At 70.1% G+C, this 23,778-nt stretch carries 21 protein-coding genes; 10 read left to right on the top strand and 11 right to left on the bottom strand.

All coding sequences use genetic code 11. The features are described from left to right. Nucleotides 1–11 precede the first annotated feature (11 nt). The 3 genes from AB5J50_RS46175 to AB5J50_RS46165 all read left to right on the top strand — a co-directional run bounded on the left by AB5J50_RS46175 (nt 12) and on the right by AB5J50_RS46165 (nt 3,159). Nucleotides 12–1,172 carry a hypothetical protein gene (locus AB5J50_RS46175; RefSeq protein ID WP_369264528.1) on the top strand — a complete coding sequence of 387 codons (1,161 nt, stop codon included), beginning with the start codon at nt 12–14 and terminating at the stop codon, nt 1,170–1,172. A 29-nt stretch (nt 1,173–1,201) separates the two neighbouring features. Next, nucleotides 1,202–2,197, top strand: a complete 996-nt coding sequence (locus tag AB5J50_RS46170) for a hypothetical protein (protein WP_369264527.1) — start codon at nt 1,202–1,204, stop codon at nt 2,195–2,197. An 86-nt stretch (nt 2,198–2,283) separates the two neighbouring features. Then, on the top strand, nt 2,284–3,159 hold the full coding sequence (locus AB5J50_RS46165; protein ID WP_369264526.1) for an SDR family oxidoreductase: 876 nt from the start codon (nt 2,284–2,286) through the stop codon (nt 3,157–3,159). A 3-nt stretch (nt 3,160–3,162) separates the two neighbouring features. Here the strand turns inward: AB5J50_RS46165 and sigJ are convergent, their stop codons facing one another. From sigJ to AB5J50_RS46115, 10 genes are all read right to left on the bottom strand, one after another. Further along, complete coding sequence (gene sigJ / locus AB5J50_RS46160; protein WP_369264525.1) at nt 3,163–4,056, bottom strand: RNA polymerase sigma factor SigJ; 894 nt, start codon at nt 4,054–4,056, stop codon at nt 3,163–3,165. 77 nt (nt 4,057–4,133) lie between these two features. After that, nucleotides 4,134–4,967 carry an enoyl-CoA hydratase/isomerase family protein gene (locus AB5J50_RS46155; RefSeq protein ID WP_369264524.1) on the bottom strand — a complete coding sequence of 278 codons (834 nt, stop codon included), beginning with the start codon at nt 4,965–4,967 and terminating at the stop codon, nt 4,134–4,136. A gap of 56 nt (nt 4,968–5,023) precedes the next feature. Next, nucleotides 5,024–6,334: an alpha/beta fold hydrolase gene (locus AB5J50_RS46150; RefSeq protein WP_369264523.1), complete on the bottom strand. Its 1,311-nt coding sequence runs from the start codon at nt 6,332–6,334 to the stop codon at nt 5,024–5,026. A gap of 158 nt (nt 6,335–6,492) precedes the next feature. Further along, nucleotides 6,493–7,518 (bottom strand): LacI family DNA-binding transcriptional regulator, encoded by a 1,026-nt coding sequence (locus AB5J50_RS46145; RefSeq protein ID WP_369264522.1) that lies wholly within the window; start codon nt 7,516–7,518, stop codon nt 6,493–6,495. A gap of 76 nt (nt 7,519–7,594) precedes the next feature. Continuing rightward, nucleotides 7,595–9,019 (bottom strand): BNR repeat-containing protein, encoded by a 1,425-nt coding sequence (locus AB5J50_RS46140; protein WP_369264521.1) that lies wholly within the window; start codon nt 9,017–9,019, stop codon nt 7,595–7,597. Nucleotides 9,020–9,035: 16 nt separating this feature from the next. Next, complete coding sequence (locus AB5J50_RS46135; RefSeq protein ID WP_327433972.1) at nt 9,036–9,356, bottom strand: L-rhamnose mutarotase; 321 nt, start codon at nt 9,354–9,356, stop codon at nt 9,036–9,038. A gap of 32 nt (nt 9,357–9,388) precedes the next feature. Then, the gene (rhaS, locus tag AB5J50_RS46130; RefSeq protein ID WP_327433971.1) at nt 9,389–10,471 is read right to left on the bottom strand and encodes a rhamnose ABC transporter substrate-binding protein; all 1,083 of its coding nucleotides are present in this window, start codon (nt 10,469–10,471) and stop codon (nt 9,389–9,391) included. 58 nt (nt 10,472–10,529) lie between these two features. Beyond that, the gene (locus AB5J50_RS46125) at nt 10,530–11,522 is read right to left on the bottom strand and encodes an ABC transporter permease (RefSeq protein WP_327433970.1); all 993 of its coding nucleotides are present in this window, start codon (nt 11,520–11,522) and stop codon (nt 10,530–10,532) included. Further along, nucleotides 11,515–12,555, bottom strand: a complete 1,041-nt coding sequence (locus AB5J50_RS46120; protein ID WP_369264520.1) for an ABC transporter permease — start codon at nt 12,553–12,555, stop codon at nt 11,515–11,517. The genes AB5J50_RS46125 and AB5J50_RS46120 overlap by 8 nt, the downstream gene beginning before the upstream one ends. 55 nt (nt 12,556–12,610) lie before the next feature. After that, nucleotides 12,611–14,128: a sugar ABC transporter ATP-binding protein gene (locus AB5J50_RS46115; RefSeq protein WP_327433968.1), complete on the bottom strand. Its 1,518-nt coding sequence runs from the start codon at nt 14,126–14,128 to the stop codon at nt 12,611–12,613. Between the two features lie 273 nt (nt 14,129–14,401). Between AB5J50_RS46115 and rhaI the strand changes: the two genes are divergently transcribed. Together rhaI and AB5J50_RS46105 are read left to right on the top strand one after the other, a co-directional pair. Further along, on the top strand, nt 14,402–15,562 hold the full coding sequence (gene rhaI / locus AB5J50_RS46110; protein WP_369264519.1) for an L-rhamnose isomerase: 1,161 nt from the start codon (nt 14,402–14,404) through the stop codon (nt 15,560–15,562). Nucleotides 15,563–15,713: 151 nt separating this feature from the next. Continuing rightward, nucleotides 15,714–17,753, top strand: a complete 2,040-nt coding sequence (locus AB5J50_RS46105) for a bifunctional aldolase/short-chain dehydrogenase (RefSeq protein ID WP_369264518.1) — start codon at nt 15,714–15,716, stop codon at nt 17,751–17,753. Between the two features lie 87 nt (nt 17,754–17,840). Here the strand turns inward: AB5J50_RS46105 and AB5J50_RS46100 are convergent, their stop codons facing one another. Continuing rightward, nucleotides 17,841–19,064 carry an RNA-guided endonuclease InsQ/TnpB family protein gene (locus tag AB5J50_RS46100; RefSeq protein WP_369264517.1) on the bottom strand — a complete coding sequence of 408 codons (1,224 nt, stop codon included), beginning with the start codon at nt 19,062–19,064 and terminating at the stop codon, nt 17,841–17,843. 29 nt (nt 19,065–19,093) lie between these two features. Here AB5J50_RS46100 and AB5J50_RS46095 point away from each other — a divergent pair, with 29 nt between their 5' ends. The 5 genes from AB5J50_RS46095 to AB5J50_RS46075 all read left to right on the top strand — a co-directional run bounded on the left by AB5J50_RS46095 (nt 19,094) and on the right by AB5J50_RS46075 (nt 23,758). Further along, nucleotides 19,094–19,252, top strand: coding sequence for an Arc family DNA-binding protein (locus AB5J50_RS46095; RefSeq protein WP_330309281.1), 159 nt, complete (start codon nt 19,094–19,096; stop codon nt 19,250–19,252). Nucleotides 19,253–19,345: 93 nt separating this feature from the next. Then, a complete protein-coding gene (locus AB5J50_RS46090; protein WP_369265697.1) occupies nt 19,346–20,779 on the top strand; it encodes a rhamnulokinase family protein in 1,434 nt (477 codons plus the stop codon). A gap of 101 nt (nt 20,780–20,880) precedes the next feature. After that, on the top strand, nt 20,881–21,636 hold the full coding sequence (locus AB5J50_RS46085) for a (Fe-S)-binding protein (RefSeq protein WP_369264516.1): 756 nt from the start codon (nt 20,881–20,883) through the stop codon (nt 21,634–21,636). Further along, nucleotides 21,633–23,114: a LutB/LldF family L-lactate oxidation iron-sulfur protein gene (locus tag AB5J50_RS46080; RefSeq protein WP_369264515.1), complete on the top strand. Its 1,482-nt coding sequence runs from the start codon at nt 21,633–21,635 to the stop codon at nt 23,112–23,114. Before AB5J50_RS46085 ends, AB5J50_RS46080 begins: the two co-directional genes overlap by 4 nt. Then, the gene (locus AB5J50_RS46075) at nt 23,111–23,758 is read left to right on the top strand and encodes a lactate utilization protein C (RefSeq protein ID WP_369264514.1); all 648 of its coding nucleotides are present in this window, start codon (nt 23,111–23,113) and stop codon (nt 23,756–23,758) included. Before AB5J50_RS46080 ends, AB5J50_RS46075 begins: the two co-directional genes overlap by 4 nt. The last annotated feature ends 20 nt before the right edge of the window (nt 23,759–23,778 follow it).

Genomic DNA, 23,778 nt, shown 5'->3' with positions numbered 1-23,778 from the left:
CAGGAGCAACGATGCACTGGAACAGCCCGCGCTCTCTCCGCCACCTCCTGCGCCGGACCCTCGGCCGGAGCGTGCTGCTCGCAGCCGCCACCGCACTGACCGTGCCGCCCGCCCTCGCCTCACCCGCCTCCGCCGCCGGCACCTTCCCCGTCTTCACCAACGAGCGCAACGCCACCACGCCCGGCCTGGAGCAGTACGGCGCGGTGAAGGCCACGGTGGCGTACGACTGGTTCGCCTTCACCTGTGACACCAGCGCGTGCTACTCGAACGGCGGGGCGCTGCCCACCGAGAGCGCGTACAAGACCAAGATGCTCGACTACATCAGCCAGTTCGGCGCGGGCGACACCGCCCCGGTGGTCCTGGACATCGAGAACATCGTCGTCACCAAGCTCTCCGGGACGGCCGCGGCCAACGCGTTCGACCTCTGGAAGGAGCTGATCACCTGGACGCACGAGGTCGCGCCGTCGGCGCCGGTCGGGATGTACGGCTACGACTACAACGCCACCAACAACACCCTGACGAAGGCGCTCCACGCCGACGGCCTGCTCGACTTCTTCGCGCCGCGTGCGTACTGGGACAGCGGGGAGACCGAGTCGAGCTGGAAGACCCAGTTCGACGCGTCCGTCGCCAACGACCGCTCGCTCGTCCCCGACCAGCCGATCTACCCGTACGTCAGCCCCAACATCATCGGCGGCGGCTATGTGTCGGGCACCACCTGGAGCTACATCCTGACCCAGGTCAAGGCGGGCGCCGACGGTGTCGTCGTCTGGGAGCCGGGCGCCGCCGACTCCACCGCCTGCAACTGGGTGTCGCAGAACTCGTACGAGATGGGTGTCATCACGGGGACCAGCAGCAGCGGACCGCTGACGGCGACCGCGTCCGCGCCCAGCGGCAACTGCACCGTCCCGCGCGGCGCCACCACCAGCGTTCCGGTGACCATCAAGAACACCTCCAGCTCCACCACCGCGGCCACGACCATGCAGAGCTTCACCGGTGCGCCGCAGGGCATCTCCGGCACCTGGCAGTACTGGAACGTGCCCGCGCTGGCGCCCGGCGCGACCTGGAACACGGCCCTCTACCTGACCATCCCGTCGGCCGAGACATGGAGCACCGCGCTGTTCCATCTGCGCACCGGTCTGAGCGACACCCGCTGGGCCACGGTCGTTCTCTGACATCGCCGGCTTCTCGTACGGAAGGTTCCATGCGCGGCTTCACGAATGAGCGCGGCGAGCGTGTGCCGGGCCTGCACCAGTTCGGTGCGGTCCGGTCCACGGTCGTGTACGACATCTTCAAGTTCACCTGCGACGACGACGGCGGCCACGCGCGCGGCGGCGCGCTCCCCGGCCGGGCCGCCTACCAGGCCCAGGTCCACGCCTATATCGAGCAGTTCGGCGGTGAGCCGGGCGCTCCGGTCGTGCTCGACTTCGAGGACATCCTGCTCACCGAGCTGTCCGGGCGGGCCGCCCGCCACGCGCTCGACCTCTGGAAGCGGCTCATCATCTGGACGAAGGAGACCGTCCCCGGCTCCCCGGTCGGGATGTACGGCTTCGACTGGAAACCCGGAAACCGGGAACTGACACGGGAGTTGTACGAGGACGGGCTGCTCGACCTCTTCGCGCCCGAGGCGTACTGGTGGCCCGATCAGACCCGTACGACGTGGACCGACCGGTTCGCGGCGGCCGTCGGCCACGCACGCGCCCTGGCGCCGGGCAAGCCGGTCCATCCGTACTTCCATCCCCACTACATCGGGGGTGGCGAACTGCCGCCGGACGTCTGGTCGTACAGCGTCGACCGGTTCCGCGAGCTCGCCGACGGGGTCGTCATCTGGGAACCCAGCACGACCAACGCAGGCTCGCCGGCCGCCGGTTGGGTGTCCCGGTACGCACAGGAGTGGTGCCATGTCTCCGACGCTGCCGGTCCTCTCACCGTCACCCTCGGGTCCGTCGCCGCCGTCCGCGGGTCGACCGTCACCGCTCGGCTGACCGTCACCAACGTGTCCGCCACGGCCACCGACGCCACCCCGATCGACAGCGCCGATGCCTCCTTCGACTCCCCCGTCGTTCCGGCACTGCCGCCCGGCGCCGCGTGGACCTGCGCGGCCGGCATCACTGTGCCGCCGCACCACCCCTACAGCACGATCCCGCTCCGTCTCGCCCTCGGTGCTCAGGAGGTGTGCCTGGGCATCGTCGTCGACTGAGCCGAGCCAAGGGCGCCGAAGGCGGATGCCCGCCGATGTCCGGGTATCTCTGGCGGATTGCGGGGACACCGGGTATCGAGACGGCCATGGACGACACCTCTCTTCCCGGTCTCCCCGTCCCTCCCCCGCCCGGCGCGAGCGCGCTGCCGCAGGGGACGTACGACGGCTCGCTCGTCCTGGTCACTGGCGGCGGGACCGGGCTCGGCAAGGCGATCGCGGCGGAGTTCGCGCGGCTGGGCGCCGATCTGGTGCTCGTCAGCCGCGGTGAGGAGCATCTGCGCTCCGCGCGGCGGGAGTTGGCGGCGCTGGGCACGCGGGTGACGACGGCCGTGTGCGACGTACGGGACGCGGAGCGCATCACCGAGGTGTTCGACGCGTGCGGGCTGCCCGACGTGCTGGTCAACAACGCGGCCGCCAACTTCCCCGTGCCCGCCGAGGACATGTCCCCGAACGCCTGGCGGGCGGTCGTCGACATCACCCTGACCGGAACGTTTCTGATGAGCCGCGAGTTCGGCCGCCGTCATCTGGCCGCGGGTACGCCCGGTTCGATCATCGACGTCGGTGCGTCGTACGCCTGGACGGGCGGCCCCGGTTTCGCGCACAGCGCGGCGGCCAAGGCGGGCGTGCGCACCCTGGTCCGGACGCTGGCCGTGGAGTGGGGGCCGTACGGCATCCAGGTCAACGGCCTGGTGCCCGGGCTGATGCCGCACGAGGACATGACCGACGACATCCGCGGGAACCTGGACCGGGCCGACGCGCACGACGCGCGCCAGCCCGCCCTCCGGGTCGGCGCGCCGCGCGAACTCGGCTGGGCCGCCACCTTCCTGGCATCCCCCTACGCCCGTTTCATCACCGGCCACACGCTGGTGGTGGACGGTGCGAACTGGCAGCGCAGGGGGCTCGTCAGCCCGCCGGTGGTGCCGGTGCGGGAGCAGATGGGGCGCGGGCCCTTCACCGGCTGATCGTCACCCGGCCAGTGCCCCGAGGTCGAGCCGCGCGAGGCGCTCGGGGTCGGCCAGGATGTTCATGGCCACGATCCGCCCGTCGGCGACGGTGACGCCCATGACCGACATCGGCTGCCCGTCGAGCAGCGCGACGACACCGACCTCGCCATTGATGAGCACGAGCCGCGAGGATGCCGCGAACCGCGCGAACGTGAGCGCCTGTCGGGCCACGGCCGCCGCACCGCGGACCAGCTTGGAAGCCGCCGCTCCGCCGACCAGCGGGCCCGAGTCCGCGCGCAGCACGACATCGGGGTCGAGGACGGAGAGGAGGGCTTCGAAGTCTCCGCCGCGCGAGGCCGCGAGGAAGGCGTCGAGGACCTTCTTCTGCCGGGTGAGGTCGGGCTCGGGTTCCGGAGCGGCTCCCTGTACCCGGCGGCGGGCCCGGCTGGCGAGCTGGCGGGTCGCGGCCGGGGAGCGGCCCACGATGGCCGCGATGTCGTCGAAGGGCACCGCGAACATGTCGTGGAGCACGAACGCGAGCCGCTCGGCGGGCTCCAGTGTCTCCAGGACCACGAGGAGGGCGAGCCCGACCGAGTCGGCCAGCAGCACCTCCTGCTCGGGGTCGATGCGTGCCAAGGGGCTGATGACCGGGTCGGGGACGAAGGTGTCCTCGATGGGATCCTCCCGGCGCGAGGCCCGGGAGCGCAGCATGTCCAGGCAGACCCGGCCGACCACGGTGGTCAGCCAGCCCCCGAGGTTCCTGACCTCGTCGGCGTCGGTCCGGCTGAGCTTCAGCCAGGCCTCCTGGACCGCGTCGTCCGCCTCGCTGAGCGAGCCGAGCATCCGGTAGGCCACCGCTCTCAAGTGGCCCCGGTGCGCCTCGAACCGGTCCGCGAGAAGTTCACTGTCGTGCATCGGTCCTCCCCCATCTTCCGTCGTACGGAACGCCGTACAGAACGTGTGCAGAACACTGACTGATCAAAACATGCCGGTCACTTTCCCTCGAAACGCGGCACGCGCCGGGCGCCCTTCGCCGCGTATCCCTCGCGCGCGTCCTCGGACGTCAGGGTGAGCGCCGCCGACATGGCCGTGCGGTCGAGGGCCGCGGCGAGGCCGGCGTCCGCGTAGGTGTCGATGTCGTGTTTGATGCCCTGCACGGCGAGGGGCCCGTTGGCCGCGATCTCGGCGGCGACGGAACGGGCCGTCTTGTCCAACTCTGCGGGCGCGACGAGGAGTTGAACCAGATGGAGGCGCTCGGCCGTGACCGCGTCCAGCCGGCGCCCGGTCAACGCAAGGAACTTGGCCCAGCCCGCGCCCGCCTCACGGGCGATCCGCAGATCACCGCCCGCGTCGACCGCGACCCCGAGCTGCGCCTCCGGCAGCGCGAACACCGCGTCGTCGGCCGCGACACGCAGGTCCGCCATCAGCGCGAGTTCGAACCCGAAGCCCAGGCAGTAGCCCCGTACCGCCGCCACGACCGGCTGCGGCAGCCGGGCGAAGGCCGCGAACCGTTCGTGCGCCCAGCGGATGCCCTCGTAGTAGGCGCGGGCACGCTCCGCGGCGGACCGCCCGGTGATCGCGCCGCCCGGCGCCGTGACGTCGATCCCCGCGCAGAAGGCCCGCCCCTCGGCCCTCAGCAGGACCACCCGGATCGACTCGTCGAAGCGGATCCGGTCGGCGAACAGCCCGAGTTGACGCGTGGACTCCCAGCTCCACGCGTTGAGCTTCGCCGGGCGGCAGAGGGTGAGGACGCCGATGCCGTCCTCGACGTCGAGGCGCAGCCGCTCCTCGCCCTCCGGGATGTCCGTACGTGTGGTGTCGATCATCCGTACCCCCTAAGGATTCTGACAGTCCGTCAGAATCCTAGGGGCGCTCGGAGACCTCAGACCTCGTCGCGCGTCAGCGCCAGCAACCGGTCCAGGACACGGGGCCCGCCGGCCCGTACGCCGTCGTGCTCGAACTCGTCCGTCACCCAGGTGCGCAGGCCACGGATCGCGCGTGCCGTGCGCAGGGAGTGCTCGGCGTCCACGTACATGTCGTCGTGGTAGACCGCAGCGGCGACCGGCACCTCGTTGGCGGCGAGGCGGGCGGGGTCGTACAGCGGCTGCCAGTCGGTGCGGGCGGCCAGATGCTCGGCGGTCTCGCGCAGCGGGCGCAGCGCCGGGTCGGTCTCGAACGTCCAGGGGTGCACGGATTCGCCGGTGAACAGCAGCGGTCCGTCGTCCGCGAGGGTCTTGGCCGCGTCGAACTGCGGGAACTCGGCGCGCACCCGCTCGGCGGACCAGGCGGTGGGGCGGTCGCCCTGGGCGTAGCAGGCCTCGTGGACGAGCGCGTACAGCGGGTGACCGGCGTACGACAGGAGGCCCTGGACGTCCTCCTGGAAGGCGTCGGAGAGGGCCGGGCCCTGCGGGGTGCGGACGAAGGCCTCCTCCAGGAGGTAGTGGAGGCGGTGGCTGCCCTCGCTGCCGCCGAGGACGATGCCGAGCGACTGGAAGGCCTCGACGGTCAGGCGGTAGCCGCCGTTCAGGACCGGCTCGTGCTGGAGCAGGTAGTCCGCGATCTGGCGGGCCCGCTCGACGTCCTGCGGGTAGCGCGCGTAGTGCGCGGCGACCTTGCGCTCGATGCGGGGGTACGCGGCCCGGTAGACGTCGTCCGCGTGCCCGTCGAGGGTGGGCAGCCCGCCGGTGATCACGGCGGCGCGCAGTCCCTCCGGCGCGGTCGACAGGTAGTGCACCGCGCAGAAACCGCCGAAGCTCTGGCCGAGGACGGTCCAGGGGGCGCCGCCCGTGAGCCCGGGCCGGATGGCCTCGCAGTCGCGGACGATGGAGTCGGCGCGGAAGTGCGTGAGGTAGTCGGCCTGTTCGCGCGGGCCGCCGCGCAGCGGGAGGGTCTGCCGGTTGGCGGGCGTGGAGTGGCCGGTGCCGCGCTGGTCGAGGAGCAGCACCCGGAACTCCTTCAGCGCACGGCCGAGCCAGGCCTGCTTGCCGACAAAGCGGTTGGCGCCGAAGCCGGGACCGCCTTGGAGGTAGACCAGCCAGGGAAGGTCCTGCTGTGCCTTGTCGGCCCTGTCGCTCGCGACGACCTCACGGGCGAACAGCTCGATGCTCTCCCCCGCCGGGTCGTCGTGGTCGAGGGGCACGGTGAAGCGGTGGTCGGTGAGGACGACACCGGGCTGGCGGTAGCTGACGGTCAACAGGGCTCCCGAGACGAACGGATTCCAGGCTGCGTCCCAGTTGAGCACATGTTCCGCGGGCGGCGGAGTCCAGGGATCAAGAACACTTACTGAACACCGGCTCAGCCCACTCGTCGGCGGGGGCCGCCCGGCAGCCCCTGCTCGCACTGAACCGACGGTCAGCGCACCGACAGACTGGAGCGGCGCACCACCAGCTCCGGCTGGAGCACGACCCGCCGGTGCTCGTGCGGCGCGGGGGCGGTCTCCGCCTCGATCTCCTCCAGGAGCAGCTCGGCGGCGAGCGCTCCCATGGTCACGGCGGGCTGGCGTACGGAGGTGAGCGGGACGGCCGCGGCGGCGGCGAACTCGATGTCGTCGTAGCCGACGATCGCGAGGTCGTCGGGTACGCCGACCCCGGCCGCGTACATGGCCTGCAGGACGCCGAGGGCCAGCAGGTCGTTGGCGCAGAAGACGGCGGTGGGGCGCTCGGCCAGGCCGAGCAGCCGGGCGCCGGCGTCGCGCCCCGCGGCCACGTCGAGACGCTCGGTGGGCAGCTCGCGCAGACAGTCCGGGCCGAGTCCCGCCTCGGCCAGGGCGTTCAGGGCGCCGGTGCGGCGGTCCCTGACCTGGTTGAGTCCGGGCGGCCCGCTGACGTACGCGATGGAGCGGTGCCCGGCGTCCACGAGATGCCGTACGGCGAGCGCGCCGCCCGCCACGTCGTCGACCGAGACCGAGCACTCGGTGGTGCCCTCGGCGACCCGGTCGACCAGCACGAACGGGATGCCGTTGCGGCGGAACGCCTCGATGTTGCGCCCGCTCGCGTCGGTGGGCGTCAGCAGCACCCCGCGCACCCGCTGCTCGGCGAAGAGCGACAGATAGTCGGCCTCCTCGCTCGAGCTCTGCGCACTGTTGCAGACCATCACACCGAGCCCGGTGTCCCGCGCGGCGCGCTCGGCGCCCCGCGCCACGTCCACGAAGAACGGGTTGCCCATGTCGAGGACGAGCAGGCCCATGATCCGGCTGCGACCGGCCCGCAGCTGGCGTGCGGATTCGCTGCGGACATAGCCGAGCCGGTCGATGGCGGACAGCACCCGCGCCCGGGTCTCGGAGGCGACCGAGTCGGGGCGGTTGATCACGTTCGAGACCGTACCGACGGAGACTCCGGCGACACGGGCGACGTCCTTGATACCCACCGGCTGGGCCATCGGGCTGGAACCTCCAGGGAAACAAGAAGCGGCGGGCTGGCCCTCACACTACCCGCGTGAGGGCCGCGCCCGGTGGTCACGAAGGCAGCTGGAAATCGACGACGTGGAGGGCCGACGGCGTCGTGCCGCTGGACTTCTCCTGGTACATGAACGACAGCTTCCCATCCTGCGAGACACGCATCTCATCGATCACGACCTCACCGAAGGCGTTGAGGGCGCTGCCGTCGTACAGAAGCGTCCAGTCGGTGTACCCGGACGACTTCGAGGCGCCGGCGATCCGGCCGAACGGCATGATCGCGTAGGCGTTGTTGTATTTGTCGAGGACCAGTTTGGTGCGCTGGCTGGAGTTCAGGGCGATCGGGATCTCGGTCTTGGTCCAGGTGCCCGAGGAGTTCTTGCGGACGTGGAAGGCGCGCCCGTTGGCCGTCCGGTCGGTGACGTAGTTGGTCGTGCACTGGCCGAAGCGGCCGGGTACGTAGCTGATGATCGCGTGCGGCAGGCCGGTGGAGTCGGTGGCCTGGCTCTCCTGGTTCATCAGGGAGTGGTCGGGGTTGAGGGAGTCGATGACAAGTCCGCTGTCGGTGACGGCGACCGTGTCCGACGCCCCGGTGGTGCCGACGAGGGCGCCCGCGTCGTTGCGCCAGGTGCGGCCGCGGTCGGTGGAGTAGACGTAGCCCGTGTCGTGGTTGGTGATGCCGCCGCTGTTGCACATCACGGCGGCGTTCTGCTCACGCCAGGTGAAGAAGGAGTGCAGCCGGCCGTTGACGTCGTAGTCGATGCCGTGCAGATACATGTTGCGGACGGTGCTGGAGCCGTGCGAGCTGGTGTACGTACCGGTCGAGCTGGACCACTCCCCGAGAGCCGTCCAGGACGAACCGTCGTACTCCGCGAGGGCGTTGCGGCCGTTTCCGGAGATGCCGACGCGATAGCTGAGCTGGAGCTTGCCCTCCGGTGTCGAGACGAACTGCGGATAGGTGAACTGTGTCGTGAGCGCGAGGCCGTCGAGGGTCGTCTGTACGGAGCCGAAGACGGCGGAGGTCCAGCTGGTGGAGGCCGGGTTGTCGAGCAGGCCCGCCACCGACTTCACGTAGAAGAAGCCGTCGCTGTGGGAGTCCATGTTGAGGTGCAGCCGGCCGTCGGTCTTCGACACACCCATGGAGATGACGTTGTGCGAGTCGGAGCTCTTGAGCGTGTGGGCGAGGGTGACCGTCGACCAGCTCGCCGCGCCGAGCACCCGGCGGGCGACGACCGCGCTGCGGTCGGTGGTGTACCAGGCCGCGTACTGGTAGCCCTTGTAGGTCAACAGCCCGTTCTTCTGGAACGAGTTGTTGTTGACCAGGCCGTCGTAGGACACGAAGAACAGGGCCTGGGCGTCGAGTTGGGTGGTGCCGGTCAGCGTGACGGACGGGCCGGGGTCGGCCGCCCGCGCCGTACCGGCTCCCAGACCGGGGCCTGCCACCGCGCCCAGCAGTGCCGTCGCGAGCAGTGTGCGTCGTCTCATCGTGCGGAGCTCCTGGTCAGGCTAGATGGAACACTTCGGTGAGAGGCTTCATGGCTTCGTCGGGTCTGGCGCCGTCCAGCGACTCGAAGAACGGCGCCATCTCCGCCTGCCAGCGGGCATTGATGTCGGTGGCCTCCATGCCTGCCTGTGCGGCCGCGAAGTCCTCGGTCTCCAAGTAGCCGACCAGCAGGCCGTCTTCGCGCAGGAAGAGCGAGTAGTTGTGCCAGCCGGTGGCCGAGAGCGCTTGAAGCATCTCGGGCCACACGGCGGCGTGCCGCTCGCGGTACTCGTCGAGGCGGTCCGCACGGACCTTCAGCAGAAAGCACACACGCTGCATCAATGACCCTCCCGGTCCTACAAGGTGGACGTCTAGAAGTTGAACTGGTCGATGTTCTTCGCGTTGAACACGGTCGGCTTGCCCAGGCTGATCACGCCGTCCTTGCCGATGGTGTACGAGCCCATGTCACCGGCCTTGAAGGTCTCGCCCTCCTTGCCGGTGATCTGCCCCGAGGACAGCGCCACGGCGGTCCGCGCGGCCAGCTCGCCGAGCTTCGCCGGGTCCCACAGCTCGAAGCCCTCGACGGTGCCGTTCTTGACGTACTTGCGCATGTCGTTGGGGGTGCCGAGGCCGGTCAGCTTGACCTTGCCCTTGTACTTGGAGCCGGACAGGTACTGGGCCGCCGCCTTGATGCCGACGGTGGTCGGGGAGATGATCCCCTTGAGGTTCGGGTGCTCCTGGAGCAGGCCCTGGGTCTGCTGGAAGGACTGCTGGGCGTCGTCGTTGCCGTACGCGACCTTGACCAGCTTGACGTCCTTGTACTTGGAGTCCTTCAGCTCGTCCTTCATGAAGTCGATCCAGGTGTTCTGGTTCGTCGCGGTCTGCGCGGCGGAGAGGATCGCGATCTCGCCCTTGTAGCCGATCTGCTCGGCGAGCAGCTGCACCTCGGTACGGCCCAGGTCCTCGGCGCTGGCCTGGGAGACGAAGGCGTTGCGGCACTCGGGCTTGGTGTCCGAGTCGTACGTGACGACCTTGATCTTGTTGGTCATGGCCTGCTTGAGCGCGGTGCACAGGGCGCCCGGGTCCTGCGCGGAGACGGCCATCGCGTCGACCTGCTGCTGGGTGAGCGTGTTGACGTAACTCACCTGGCCGGAGGTGTCGGTGGCGCTGCTCGGGCCGACCTCCTTGTACGTGGAGCCCAGCTCCGTCAGCGCCTTCTCGCCGCCCTTGTCCGCGGAGGTGAAGTAGGGGTTGTTGACCTGCTTGGGCAGGAAGCCGACGGTCAGGCCCTTCTTGGTGGCCGCGTTCGGGTCGGCCTTGCCGGTCGCGACGGCCGAGCCGCCCTCGTCCTTGACGTCGTTCTTGGTGGTGCCGCCGCAGGCGGTGGCGGCCAGGGCGAGCGAACTGACGGCGGCGAGGGCGACACAGGCCCGACGGATCGATGACTTGCGCATGGCGGAAGTTCCTTTACGAGGGTGAGCGGAAGGGTGACAGGGCGGGGCCGGGTGGGAGTTACGAGGCCGGAGTCGAGGCAGCTCTGCGGCCCGCCCTCGCTACGGAGATCTGCCGCGCGACCCGGGGGCCGAGCACGGAGACGACGAGCAGCACGCCGGTGACGACGATCTGCGACTGCGCGGAGACATTCAGGAGGCTCATCACGTTCTGCAGCGCGCCGAGCAGGAAGACTCCCGCGATCGCGCCGCCGAGCGTGCCCTTGCCGCCGTCGAAGTCGATGCCGCCGAGCAGCACGGCCGCGACGACGGAGAGTTCGAGGCCGGTGGCGTTGTCGTAGCGGGCGCTGGCGTAGTGCAGCGTCCAGAAGATGCCGGTCAGGGAAGCCATGACGCCGGTGGCGACGAAGAGGATCAGCTTCTGCCGCTTGACGCGGATGCCGGCGAACCGCGCGGCCTCCTCGTTGGCGCCGATCGCGAAGGACGAGCGTCCGAACGGGGTGGCGTGCAGTACTACCACGGCGATGGCCAGCAGCACCAGGAAGGGCAGGAAGGCCTGCGGGAGGAAGGTGTTCCCGAGGCGTCCGGCCGCGAAGTCCAGGTACTGGGTGGGGAAGTCGGTCACCGAGTCCTGGCCGAGCACGATCTGCGCGATGCCACGGTAGGCGGCGAGCGTACCGATGGTGACGGCCAGCGACGGCAGCCCGAGCCGGGTCACCAGCAGACCGTTGACCAGCCCGCACACCAGGCCGAGCAGCAGGCACAGCGGAATGATCGTCTCGATCGACATGCCCTGGTTCCACAGGGCGCCCATCACCGAGCCCGACAGGCCTGCCGTGGAGGCGACCGAGAGGTCGATCTCACCGGCCACCACCAGCAGGGTCATCGGCAGGGCGATCAGCGCGATCGGCAGGGTGTTGCCGATCAGGAACGACAGGTTGAGGGCGTTGCCGAAGCCGTCGACGAAGCCGAAGGAGAACAGCAGCAGAACGATGAGGAGGGCGCCCACGACCGTGTCCCAGCGGACGGCGCGCGCGAGAGCGGAGTCAGCCATGGCGGGCGTTCCTCTTCTTCAGGGCGGAGGCCACGCGCAGCGCGACGATCCGGTCGACCGCGATGGCGAGGATGAGCAGGATGCCGTTGATGGCGAGCACCCAGACGGAGCTGACGCCGAGGGCGGGCAGCACGCTGTTGATGGAGGTCAGCAGCAGTGCGCCGAGGGCCGCGCCGTAGACGCTGCCGGAGCCGCCGGTGAAGACGACACCGCCGACCACGACCGCGCTGACGACGGTCAGTTCATAGCCGGTGCTGGTGCCGGAGTCGACGTTGCCGAACCGGGCGAGGTACAGCGCGCCCGCGAGCCCCGCGAGACCACCGCAGACGATGTACGCGGTCAGGATCCGCTTGCGCACCGGGATGCCGGCGAGCCGCGCGGCCTCCGGGTTGGAGCCGAGCGCGTACAGCTCGCGGCCGCTGCCGAAGTGCTTGAGGTAGTACGCGGTGACCAGCAGCACCGCCAGGGCGATCAGCGCGAGATACGGGACCGCCGAGATGCCGCCGGAGCCGAAGTCGACGAAGCCGCCCGGGAGGTCGGCCGCGGTGATCTGCCGGGAGCCGACCCAGATGGAGTCGATGCCGCGGATGATGTAGAGCGTGCCCAGGGTGACGACGAGCGCGGGCACCTGGCCGAGGCTGACGAGCAGTCCGTTGATCAGTCCGCAGCCGATGCCGAGCAGGACCGCGAGGAGCACCGCGACGACGGGGTTTCCGCCGCCGTGCAGATAGGTGCCGGCCGCGAAGGCGCTGATGCCGAGCGTCGAGCCGACCGACAGATCGACGTTGCGGGTGATCACCACCAGGGACTGGCCGGTGGCGACCAGCACCAGGATGGTCGCGTTCAGCAGCAGGTCCTTGATGCCCTGTTCGGACAGGAACTGGCTGTTGCCCATCTGGGTGATGGCGATCATCACCAGGAAGACGACCAGGATGGCGAGTTCGCGCATCTTGAAGACGCGGTCCACCAGCCGGGTGCCGCTCGACCTGGGCACCTCGGCGGCGGGGGCGGGGTTGGGTGCGGTCACCGTCATACGGCGGCCCTCCGGGGGATGTTCGGGGTCATACGGGCAGCCCTTTCCATGACTGTCATGCGGCGGCCCTCCCGGTGGCTGCGGCCATCACGGTTTCCTCGGTGGCTTCGGAGCGCGGAATCTCGGCGGTGAGCCGGCCCTCGTGCATCACGAGCACGCGGTCGGCCATGCCGAGGATCTCGGGCAGGTCGGAGGAGATCATCAGGACGGCCACCCCGTCGGCGGCCAGCTCGCTGAGCAGCCGGTGCACTTCGGCCTTCGTACCGACGTCGATGCCGCGGGTCGGCTCGTCGACGATCAGCACCTTGGGGCCGGTGGCGAGCCACTTGGCGAGGACGACCTTCTGCTGGTTGCCGCCGGAGAGCGTGGAGACGGTGTCGGCGATCCGGGCGTACTTCACCTGGAGCTTGACCGCCCAGTCGAGCGAGCGGCTGCGCTCGGCGCCGCGGTCCACCAGGCCCGCCCTGACCGTCGTACGCAGCCCGGTCAGGCCGATGTTGCGTTCGATGGACATGTCCATCACCAGACCCTGGGCGCGCCGGTCCTCGGGGACGAGGGCGAGCCCGGCGGCCATGGCTGTGGAGGGCGCTCCGTTGGTCAGCGTCCTGCCGTCGACCTCGACCTCACCGGCATCCCAGCGGTCGACGCCGAACACGGCCCGGGCGACCTCCGTGCGCCCCGCGCCGACGAGTCCGGCGAGACCGACGATCTCACCGCGCCGGACGTCGAAGGAGACGTCGGTGAAGACGCCCTCACGGGTCAGCCGGCGCACGCTCAGGGCGACCTCGCCCGCCTCGACGTCCTGCTTGGGGTAGAGCTCGTCGAGGTCGCGGCCGACCATCCGGCGGACCAGGTCGTCCTCCGTCATGCCCTCCAGCGGCTCGCTGGAGATCCAGGCGCCGTCCCGCAGGGTCGTGACCCGCCGGCAGATCTGGAAGATCTCCTCCAGTCGGTGCGAGATGAACAGCACCGCCGAGCCCTGCTCGCGCAGGGTGCGGACAACGCCGAAGAGGCGGGCCACCTCGCTGCCGGTCAGGGCGGCGGTCGGCTCGTCCATGATCAGGACGCGGGCGTCGAAGGAGAGTGCCTTGGCGATCTCGACGATCTGCTGGTCGGCGATGGACAGGCCGCGCGCGGGGCGGTCGGGGTCGAGTTCGACGCCGAGGCGCTTCATCAGGGCGGCGGTCGCCGCGTGGGTGGCCTTGTGGTCGATCCGGCCGAACGCCCGCCGGGGCTGGCGGCCCATGAAGATGTTCTCGGCGATCGACAGATCGGGGAAGAGCGTGGGCTCCTGGTAGATCACCGCGATGCCCGCGTCGCGGGCGTCGGCGGGACCGTGGAAGACGGTGGGTTCGCCGTCCAGCAGCACCTGACCGGCGTCCGGTCGGTGCACGCCGGCGAGCGTCTTGATGAGGGTCGACTTGCCCGCGCCGTTCTCTCCGGCGAGCGCGTGCACTTCGCCGGGAAACAGTTCCAGGGACACGTCCCGCAGGGCTCGTACGGCGCCGAAGGACTTCGAGATGTCCTTGAGCGCCAGCACGGGGGCCGGTCCCGTATCGGACGGGTGGGTCATGAGGGGCTCCTCGACGACGCCGGCAGGACTGCCCTCGCAGCGTCGTGAAAGGTTTCAATTGGGTTGCCGGGACGTTAGGCAGGTCACCCAGGTCACGTCAATGGGTTCGTGTCGAAATTTTTCGATGACCAAAGGTCACAACAGAGTCACGGCCAACAGCCTGCGCCGCGGGGGTTGACAGCCCCTCGGGAGGCTCATAGCTTCGGCTCCTGAATCGTTTCAGAGTGAGCTTTCAAGAAGCCCTTCCACATTCGAAGTCGTAGGAGCCCCGAAGTGACCGAGCTCGCAGCGGTGAAGACCGCGCTCAAGACCCAGGCCGTCGAGACGCCGTCATGGGCGTACGGGAACTCGGGAACCCGTTTCAAGGTGTTCGCGCAACCCGGAGTGCCGCGCAACCCCTTCGAGAAGCTGGACGACGCCGCGAAGGTGCACGAGTTCACCGGGGCGGCGCCGACCGTCGCCCTGCACATCCCCTGGGACAAGGTCGACGACTACGCGGCCCTGGCGAAGTACGCGGAGGACCGCGGCCTGAAGCTGGGCACGATCAACTCCAACACCTTCCAGGACGACGACTACAAGCTCGGCTCCATCTGCCACCCGGACGCGGCGGTGCGGCGCAAGGCGATCGACCATTTGTTCGAGTGTGTCGACATCTTGGACGCGACGGGGTCCAAGGACCTGAAGCTGTGGTTCGCGGACGGCACGAACTATCCCGGGCAGGACGACCTCCGTGAGCGCCAGGACCGGCTCGCCGAGGGTCTGGCCCAGGTCTATGAGCGGCTCGGGGACGACCAGCGGATGCTGCTGGAGTACAAGTTCTTCGAGCCCGCCTTCTACTCGACGGACGTCCCCGACTGGGGCACGGCGTACGCGCACTGCCTCAAGCTCGGCGACAAGGCGCAGGTCGTGGTCGACACCGGGCACCACGCGCCCGGCACCAACATCGAGTTCATCGTCGCCACGCTGCTGCGGGAGGGGAAGCTCGGCGGGTTCGACTTCAACTCGCGGTTCTACGCCGACGACGACCTGATGGTGGGGGCCGCCGATCCCTTCCAGCTGTTCCGGATCATGTACGAGGTGATCCGTGGGGGTGGGTTCACGCCGGATGTGGCCTTCATGCTCGACCAGTGCCACAACATCGAGGCGAAGATCCCGGCGATCATCCGTTCGGTGATGAACGTCCAGGAGGCCACGGCCAAGGCGCTCCTCGTTGATCGTTCCGCGCTCGGTGAGGCTCAGCGGAGCGGGGATGTGCTGGCGGCGAATGCTGTGCTGATGGATGCGTACAACACTGACGTGCGGCCGCTACTGGCCGAGGGCCGCGCCGAGCTCGGGCTGGACCCGGACCCGGTTGCCGCGTACCGCCGCTGCGGCTGGGCGGAGAAGATCGCCGCGGAGCGGGTGGGTGGGCAGCAGGCGGGTTGGGGGGCGTAGCGGGCTGCATCGCGTCTGCCGGGTGACGCCGGTTGCAGGCTGCGGGCCGGATGTGGCTGGTCGCGCAGTTCCCCGCGCCCCTGAAGGGGCGCTCCCCTCGGCCCGCGGCTGAGATATCCACCCTCTTGATCTACTAAGGACTGAGAACACCATGGCAACCCATCCCGAGGCCGCCGCTCTGCTGGCACGGTCGCACCGGCTCGGCGCCGACCCCCGCAACACCAACTACGCCGGTGGCAACGCGTCCGCGAAGGGCACCGAAACCGATCCCGTGACCGGGGGTGATGTCGAGCTGATGTGGGTCAAGGGGTCGGGCGGTGACCTCGGCACGCTCACGGAGGCGGGGCTGGCCGTGCTGCGGCTGGACCGGCTGCTGGCGCTGAAGGACGTCTACCCGGGTGTCGAGCGCGAGGACGAGATGGTCGCCGCGTTCGACTACTGCCTGCATGGCAAGGGGGGCGCGGCGCCGTCCATCGACACCGCGATGCACGGTCTGGTGGACGCGCCGCACGTCGACCACCTGCACCCCGACTCCGGGATCGCGCTGGCCTGCGCGGCCGACGGGGAGAAGCTGACCGCCGAGTGCTTCGGTGACAGCGTGGTGTGGGTGCCGTGGCGCCGGCCGGGCTTCCAGCTCGGGCTGGACATCGCGGCGGTCAAGGAGGCCAACCCGCAGGCGATCGGCTGTGTCCTGGGCGGGCACGGCATCACCGCGTGGGGTGCCACCGCCGAGGAGTGCGAGCGCAACTCGCTGCACATCATCCGCACAGCCGAGGCGTTCCTGGAGGAAAAGGGGAAGGCGGAGCCGTTCGGGCCGGTCGTCGAGGGGTACGAGGCGCTGTCCGAGGCCGAGCGCCGGGAGCGGGCCGCGGCCCTCGCGCCCTACATCCGGGCCATCGCCTCCCAGGACCGTCCGCAGGTCGGCCACTTCACCGACGCGGACGTCGTCCTGGACTTCCTCGCCCGCGCCGAGCACCCGCGGCTCGCCGCGCTCGGCACCTCCTGCCCGGACCACTTCCTGCGGACGAAGGTCAGGCCGCTCGTCCTCGACCTGCCGCCGGCCGCCGACCTGGACGCGGCCATTGCCCGGCTGAACGAGCTGCACGGCGAGTACCGCGAGGAGTACGCCGCCTACTACCAGCGGCACGCCCTGCCCGACTCCCCGGCGATGCGCGGCGCCGACCCGGCGATCGTGCTCGTGCCCGGTGTCGGCATGTTCTCCTTCGGCAAGGACAAGCAGACCGCGCGCGTGGCCGGCGAGTTCTACGTCAACGCCGTCAACGTGATGCGCGGTGCCGAGGCCGTCTCGACGTACGCGCCGATCGAGGAGTCGGAGAAGTTCCGCATCGAGTACTGGGCTCTTGAGGAGGCCAAGCTCCAGCGGATGCCGAAGCCCAAGCCGCTCGCGACGCGGGTGGCGCTGGTGACGGGCGCGGGCAGCGGCATCGGCAAGGCGATCGCCGAGCGGCTGGTGGCCGAGGGCGCGTGCGTGGTGGTCGCGGACCTGAACGGGGAGAACGCCGACGCGGTCGCCTCGGCCCTCGGCGGCCCCGACAAGGCCGTCGGCGTCACCGTCGACGTGACCTCCGAGGAGCAGATCGCCGAGGCGTTCAAGGCGGCGGTGCTGGCCTTCGGCGGGGTGGACCTGGTGGTCAACAACGCGGGCATCTCCATCTCCAAGCCGCTGCTGGAGACCACCGCGAAGGACTGGGACCTCCAGCACGACATCATGGCCCGCGGCTCCTTCCTCGTCTCGCGCGAGGCGGCCCGGGTGATGACCCGGCAGGGCCTCGGCGGCGACATCGTCTACATCGCCTCCAAGAACGCGGTCTTCGCCGGCCCCAACAACATCGCCTACTCCGCGACCAAGGCCGACCAGGCCCACCAAGTACGCCTGCTGGCCGCCGAGCTGGGCGAGCACGGGATCCGGGTCAACGGCGTCAACCCCGACGGGGTCGTGCGCGGCTCGGGCATCTTCGCGGGCGGCTGGGGCGCGCAGCGCGCGGCGACGTACGGCATCGAGGAGGAGAAGCTCGGCGAGTTCTACGCCCAGCGGACCATCCTCAAGCGGGAAGTGCTGCCGGAGCACGTCGCGAACGCGGTGTTCGCCCTGACGGGCGGGGACCTGACGCACACCACGGGGTTGCACGTCCCGGTCGACGCCGGCGTCGCCGCCGCGTTCCTTCGATGACGCGGGTGACGCGGGTGACGCGGGCAACGCAAGTGACACGGAGACTCAATTGACTGCTCCCCTCCCTGAAGGGAGAGGAATCCTGGCTCAGGCTGCCTCCTGGAGCAGCGCTCCGGGAGGTCTCACGCCCTCGACACCAGCCGGGTTCAGACCAGCCCGGACGAGCATCACGCGGGCGGAGTTCTTGTCCCTGGGGGACACGGTTCCACACGCGATGCAGGTGAAGGTACGTTCCGAAAGAGGAAGTGCGTGCTTGGTTCTCGCTCCGCACGATGCGCAGTCCATGGTGGTGTGCGCGGGGTGCACGAGGCGGACGTCCCGCCCGTGCTTGCGGCCCATCTCCAGCAGGGCCTTCTTGGTGGCGCCGATGGCGGCGTCGGCGGCCTTGCGGGCCATGGTGGTTCTGGCGAGGAACTTGGGGCGGAAGTCCTCCACGGCGATCGCGTCGTGGTCGGTCACGACACCCTTGGCCCACTTGCGGCCGGTGTCCTGCCGCTGCCGGGCAACGTTCTTGTATGCCTTCGCCCGCAGCTTCTTCGCTTCGCGGTAGCCCTTCGACGCAGCCTGTCCCTTGGCGGGTTTGCGGCGGGCCATCATCCGGTCGTACCGCGACAGTTTCACCTTGGCCTTCCGGCCATGCTGGGCATGGGGGAGGTCATGGGCGTCCGAGGTGGTGGTGGCGGTCTCCTTGACGCCCCAGTCGATCCCGATCACGCGGCCGGTTGCGGGGAGCGGCTGGGCTTGGGCGGGGACAACGAAGGAGGCGTACCAGTGGCCGACGCTGTCGCGGTACACGCGCACGCTGGACGGGGCGGCGGGCAGCTCGCGCGACCACACCACGGTCAGGGCGATGCCGCCCGCGAGGTACAGGCGGCCGTCCTTCAGCCGGAACCCGCGCTTGGTGTAGTTGAGTGTCGGGTCGGCCTCGCGCTTCTTCTTCCACTTCGGCATCCCGGCCCGCTGCCGCTGCGGCAGGCGTTCCCTGATGTCCTTCTGCGCCTTCGCGCGGGACTTGCCGAAGTCCCGGATGATCTGCTGCTGCGGAACACTGGCACCCTCCCGCAGCCACGGCGTTCTCGCGCGGGCATCGGTCAGCATCATGTCGAGCTGGGCCGGACCGCAGGTCTGCCTGTCCTCGGGGTGCGCCTTGTTGTGCGCGTGCACGGCCTTGGACTTGGCCACGCACTCGTTCCACACCCACCGGCACCGGTCCCACTCCGCAAGCAACCGCGGGCGAGCGGTCGACGACACGCGGAGCCGGTAGGTGTACCGGGCATGCCCGATACCCTCCACCGCCGTTGGTGTCGTCATGACACCAAACTACCACTACGATTCGGGACATGACCGATGAAGTACGCATCACGCTCAGACTGCCCGCCGACCTTCATGCCTGGCTGGCCGCTCAGGCCAAGTCCGCCCGCAGGTCCCTCAACTCCGAGATCGTGTACCGCCTGGAGGGCGAGCGCACCACCGTCGAGCCAGACAGCGAATCGCCCTGACGGCGATTCGCCTTTCCCCGCCCTGCTCCGCAGAGGTCCGATCCCTCCCCGACCTGAAGGCCGGCGCATCCTCGGAGGAACCCGGTGACTGCTGTGAAGTCGTACGCCGCGGTCGACCTCGGCGCGTCCAGCGGGCGCGTCATGGTCGGCAGCGTCGGCCCCGACACCCTGGAACTCACCGAGGCGCACCGCTTCCCCAATCGCCCGGTGCGCGTCCCCGAGGGCCTGCGCTGGGACATCCTCTCCCTGTACGCGGGCGTCCTCGACGGTCTGCGCGCGGCCGGGCAGGTCGACTCGGTCGGCATCGACAGCTGGGCCGTGGACTACGGCCTGCTGGACGCCGACGGGGCGCTGCTCGGCAACCCGGTGCACTACCGCGACGCCCGCACGGAGGGCATCGCGGAGAAGGTATGGGCCACCGTGCCCGCCGCCGAGCTGTACGCGGCGACCGGGCTCCAGTACGCCCCGTTCAACACGCTGTACCAGTTGACGGCGGCCCGCCACTCGGCACAACTCGCTTCCGCTCAGCGCCTGTTGCTCATCCCGGACCTGCTGACGTACTGGCTCACGGGCGAGGCGGGCACCGAGCTCACCAACGCCTCGACCACCCAGCTGATCGACCCGCGCACGCGCGACTGGTCGTACGACCTGGCGACGCGGCTCGGCATCGACCTCAAGCTGTTCGCGCCGCTGCGCCGCCCCGGCGACCCCGCGGGACTGCTGCGGCCGCAGGTCCTGGAGGAGACCGGGCTGACCGGTCCGGTGCCGGTGACCACGGTCGGTTCGCACGACACCGCCTCGGCGGTGGCCGCCGTGCCCGCCACCGGGGAGCGGTTCGCGTACATCTGCACCGGCACCTGGTCCCTGGCGGGCCTGGAGCTGGACGCGCCGGTGCTCACCGAGGCGAGCCGGGCGGCCAACTTCACCAATGAGCTGGGCCTCGACGGCACGGTCCGCTATCTGCGGAACATCATGGGGCTGTGGCTGCTCCAGGAGTGCGTACGGGAATGGGGGCACCCCGGCCTGGGGGATCTCCTGTCGGCCGCCGCCGAGGTCGCGCCGCTGCGGTCCGTCGTGGACGCGGGCGACGCGGTGTTCCTGGCACCGGGCCGGATGGCGTCCCGGATCGCCGACGCCTGCCGGGAGTCGGGGCAGCCGGTGCCCAAGTCCCCCGCCGAGGTCACACGCTGCATCCTCGACTCCCTCGCGCTCGCCCATCGCCGGGCGATCACCGAGGCCCAGTCGCTCGCCGGCCACCCGGTCGACGTCGTGCACATCGTCGGCGGCGGCACCCGCAACGCCCTGCTGTGCCAACTGACCGCCGACGCCTGCGGCCTGCCGGTCGTGGCGGGTCCGGCGGAGGCGGCCGCGCTGGGCAACGTACTCGTCCAGGCCCGGGCCCACGGGCTGGTGGGCGACCGCGCGGAGATGCGTGAACTGCTCGCCCGTACCCAGCCGTTGCAGCGGTACGAGCCGCGAGGCGACACGGCGGCCTGGCAGGCTGCCGAGGCCAGGCTCGCCCCGTAATGAACCGCGAGGCGCGTACGCGGCCCGTGCGCGGTGTCTCCCACACTGCGCACGCGCCGCGTACGCTGCACTCATCCGATGATCGAGAACGAGGAGCCGCGATGCGTGTCGCTCTGTTCCTGACCTGTGTCAACGACACGCTGTATCCGGACACCGGCCGTGCCGTGGTGAAACTCCTGACCAGGCTAGGTGTACACGTCGACTTCCCGATGGGTCAGACGTGTTGCGGGCAGGCCCACTACAACACCGGGTATCGCCATGAGGCCGAACCGCTGGCCCGGCATTTCTCCGATGTTTTCGGGGAGTACGAGGCGATCGTGACGCCGTCCGGCTCGTGCGGGGCGATGGTGCGGGAGCTGTATCCACGGATGGGTGAGCGGGCGCGCGCCGAGGGGCGTGGCGACACCCTGGCCCAGACGCTGGCGCCGGTCGTACCGAAGACGTACGAGCTCACGGAGTTCCTCGTCGACGTACTCGGCGTGACGGACGTCGGCGCGTACTACCCGCACACGGTGACCTATCACCCCACCTGTCACGGCCTGCGCAGTCTGGGTCTCGGCGACCGGCCGCGCCGACTGCTCCAGGCAGTCAAGGGACTTGAACTGCGCGAGCTGCCCGGCGCCGACGAGTGCTGCGGCTTCGGCGGCACCTTCGCCGTCAAGAACCCCGATGTCTCAGCGGCGATGGGTGCCGACAAGGTGCGCAACGCCGAGTCGACGGGCGCCGATGTGCTGTGCGCCGCCGACAACTCCTGCCTGATGCACATCGGCGGCACGATGGGCCGCCTCAACACGGGCATGCGGCCCGTGCACATCGCGGAGATCCTGGCGAGCACGGAAGAGGAGCCCTTGGTATGAGCGGGACCTTCGTCGGCATGCCGGCGTTTCCGAAGGCCGCGCACGAAGCCGTGCACAACGCCACCCTGCGCGGCAATCTGCGCCACGCCACCCACACGATCCGCTCCAAGCGTGCCAAGGCGGTCGCGGAGGTGTCCGACTGGGCCGCGCTGCGCGGGGCGGGCAAGCAGATCAAGGACCACACCCTCCGCCATCTCGACGACTATCTGGTCCAGTTGGAGGAGTCGGTCACGGCGGCCGGCGGCATCGTGCACTGGGCCGCCGACGCCGACGAGGCCAACCGGATCGTCGTGGACCTGGTCAAGATGACCGGCGAGACGGAGGTCGTCAAGGTCAAGTCGATGGCCACGCAGGAGATCGGACTCAACGAGGCTCTCGAAGCCGAGGGCATCCACGCCTACGAGACCGATCTCGCCGAACTCATCGTGCAGTTGGGCAAGGACCGCCCCTCGCACATCCTCGTCCCCGCCATTCACCGCAACCGCGGCGAGATCCGCGACATCTTCGCCCGTGAGATGGGCGAGTGGGGCCGCCGGGCCCCCGAGGGACTGACCGACACGCCCGCCGAGCTGGCCGAGGCCGCCCGGCTGCATCTGCGGGAGAAGTTCCTGCGCGCCAAGGTCGGTGTCTCCGGCGCCAACTTCATGGTCGCCGAGACCGGCACGCTCGTCGTGGTGGAGTCCGAGGGCAACGGCCGTATGTGCCTGACGCTCCCCGAGACCCTGATCTCGGTCGTCGGCATCGAGAAGATCGTGCCGACCTGGCAGGACCTGGAGGTGTTCCTCCAGACGCTCCCCCGCTCCTCGACGGCCGAGCGCATGAACCCGTACACCTCGACCTGGACGGGCACCACGGACGAGGACGGACCCCAGACCTTCCACCTGGTCCTCCTCGACAACGGCCGCACCGACACGCTCGCCGACGAGGTCGGCCGCCAGGCGTTGCGCTGCATCCGCTGCTCGGCGTGTCTCAACGTCTGCCCGGTGTACGAGCGGGCGGGCGGTCACGCCTACGGCTCGGTCTATCCGGGCCCGATCGGCGCCATCCTGAGCCCCCAGCTCCGGGGCACCGGAAGCGAGATCGACGCTTCCCTCCCGTACGCCTCCTCGCTGTGCGGTGCCTGCTACGAGGTATGCCCGGTCGCCATCGACATCCCGGAAGTCCTCGTCCATCTACGGGAACGGGTCGCCGAGGGCGGTCAGGCCACGCGGGACGGCAACAGGGTCGTGCTCAAGCCCGCGAAGGGGCATGCCGCCGAGCGGGCGGCGATGCGGGCGGCACGCTGGGCGTTCAGCCATCCCGGCGCACTGCGCACCGGCCAGCGGCTCGCCTCGCGGACACGCCGCTTCCATCCGCGGACCCTGCCGGGCCCCGGCAGGGCGTGGAGCGAGACCCGTGATCTGCCGGCGGTGCCCGCGGAGCCGTTCCGCGACTGGTGGCAGCGTACGCAGGGCGGCAAGGAGGCGGAGGCGAAGTGAGCAGCAGGGATGTGATCCTGGGCCGGGTGCGGCGGGCGATCGCCGACGTACGACAGGACGACACGCCGTACGAGCAGGCCGTCGACCGGAGTTATCTGCGCGAGCACGGGGCTCGGAGTGTCGCGGAGACGGTTGATCTGCTCGCCGAGAACCTGGCGGACTACCGGGCGTTCGTGCACCACTGCGACGCCGATGGGCTGGCGTCGACGATCGCCGGGCTGCTCGCCGAGCGGGGTTCGGCGTCGGTGGTCGTACCGGCGGGCCTTGACGAGGCGTGGCTCGCGGCGACCGATGTGACGCGTGTCCCCGACCGGCTCGACAGCACACCGCACGAGCTGGACGCCGTCGACAGCGTGGTCACGGCGTGCGCGGTGGCGATCGCGGAGACCGGCACCCTCGTCCTTGACGGCTCCCCCGACCAGGGCCGCCGCCGCATCACCCTGGTCCCCGACCACCACATCTGTGTCGTACGGGTCCCCGACCAGGTCGTCTCCTCCGTGCCTCAGGCCCTGGAGCGCCTCGACCCGGCCCGCCCGTTGACGTGGATCTCCGGGCCGTCGGCGACCAGTGACATCGAGCTGGACCGGGTCGAGGGGGTGCACGGTCCGCGCACCCTGGAGGTGGTGCTGGTGAGCGGGGAGTGAAGGCCGCGGTTAGCGTGAGG

Origin of the sequence: Streptomyces sp. R35, from assembly GCF_041053035.1 — a bacterium.
GTDB lineage: Bacteria > Actinomycetota > Actinomycetes > Streptomycetales > Streptomycetaceae > Streptomyces > Streptomyces lutosisoli.
Note: the sequence above shows the minus strand (reverse complement) of the source record. Positions and strands in the feature narration are given on the sequence as shown.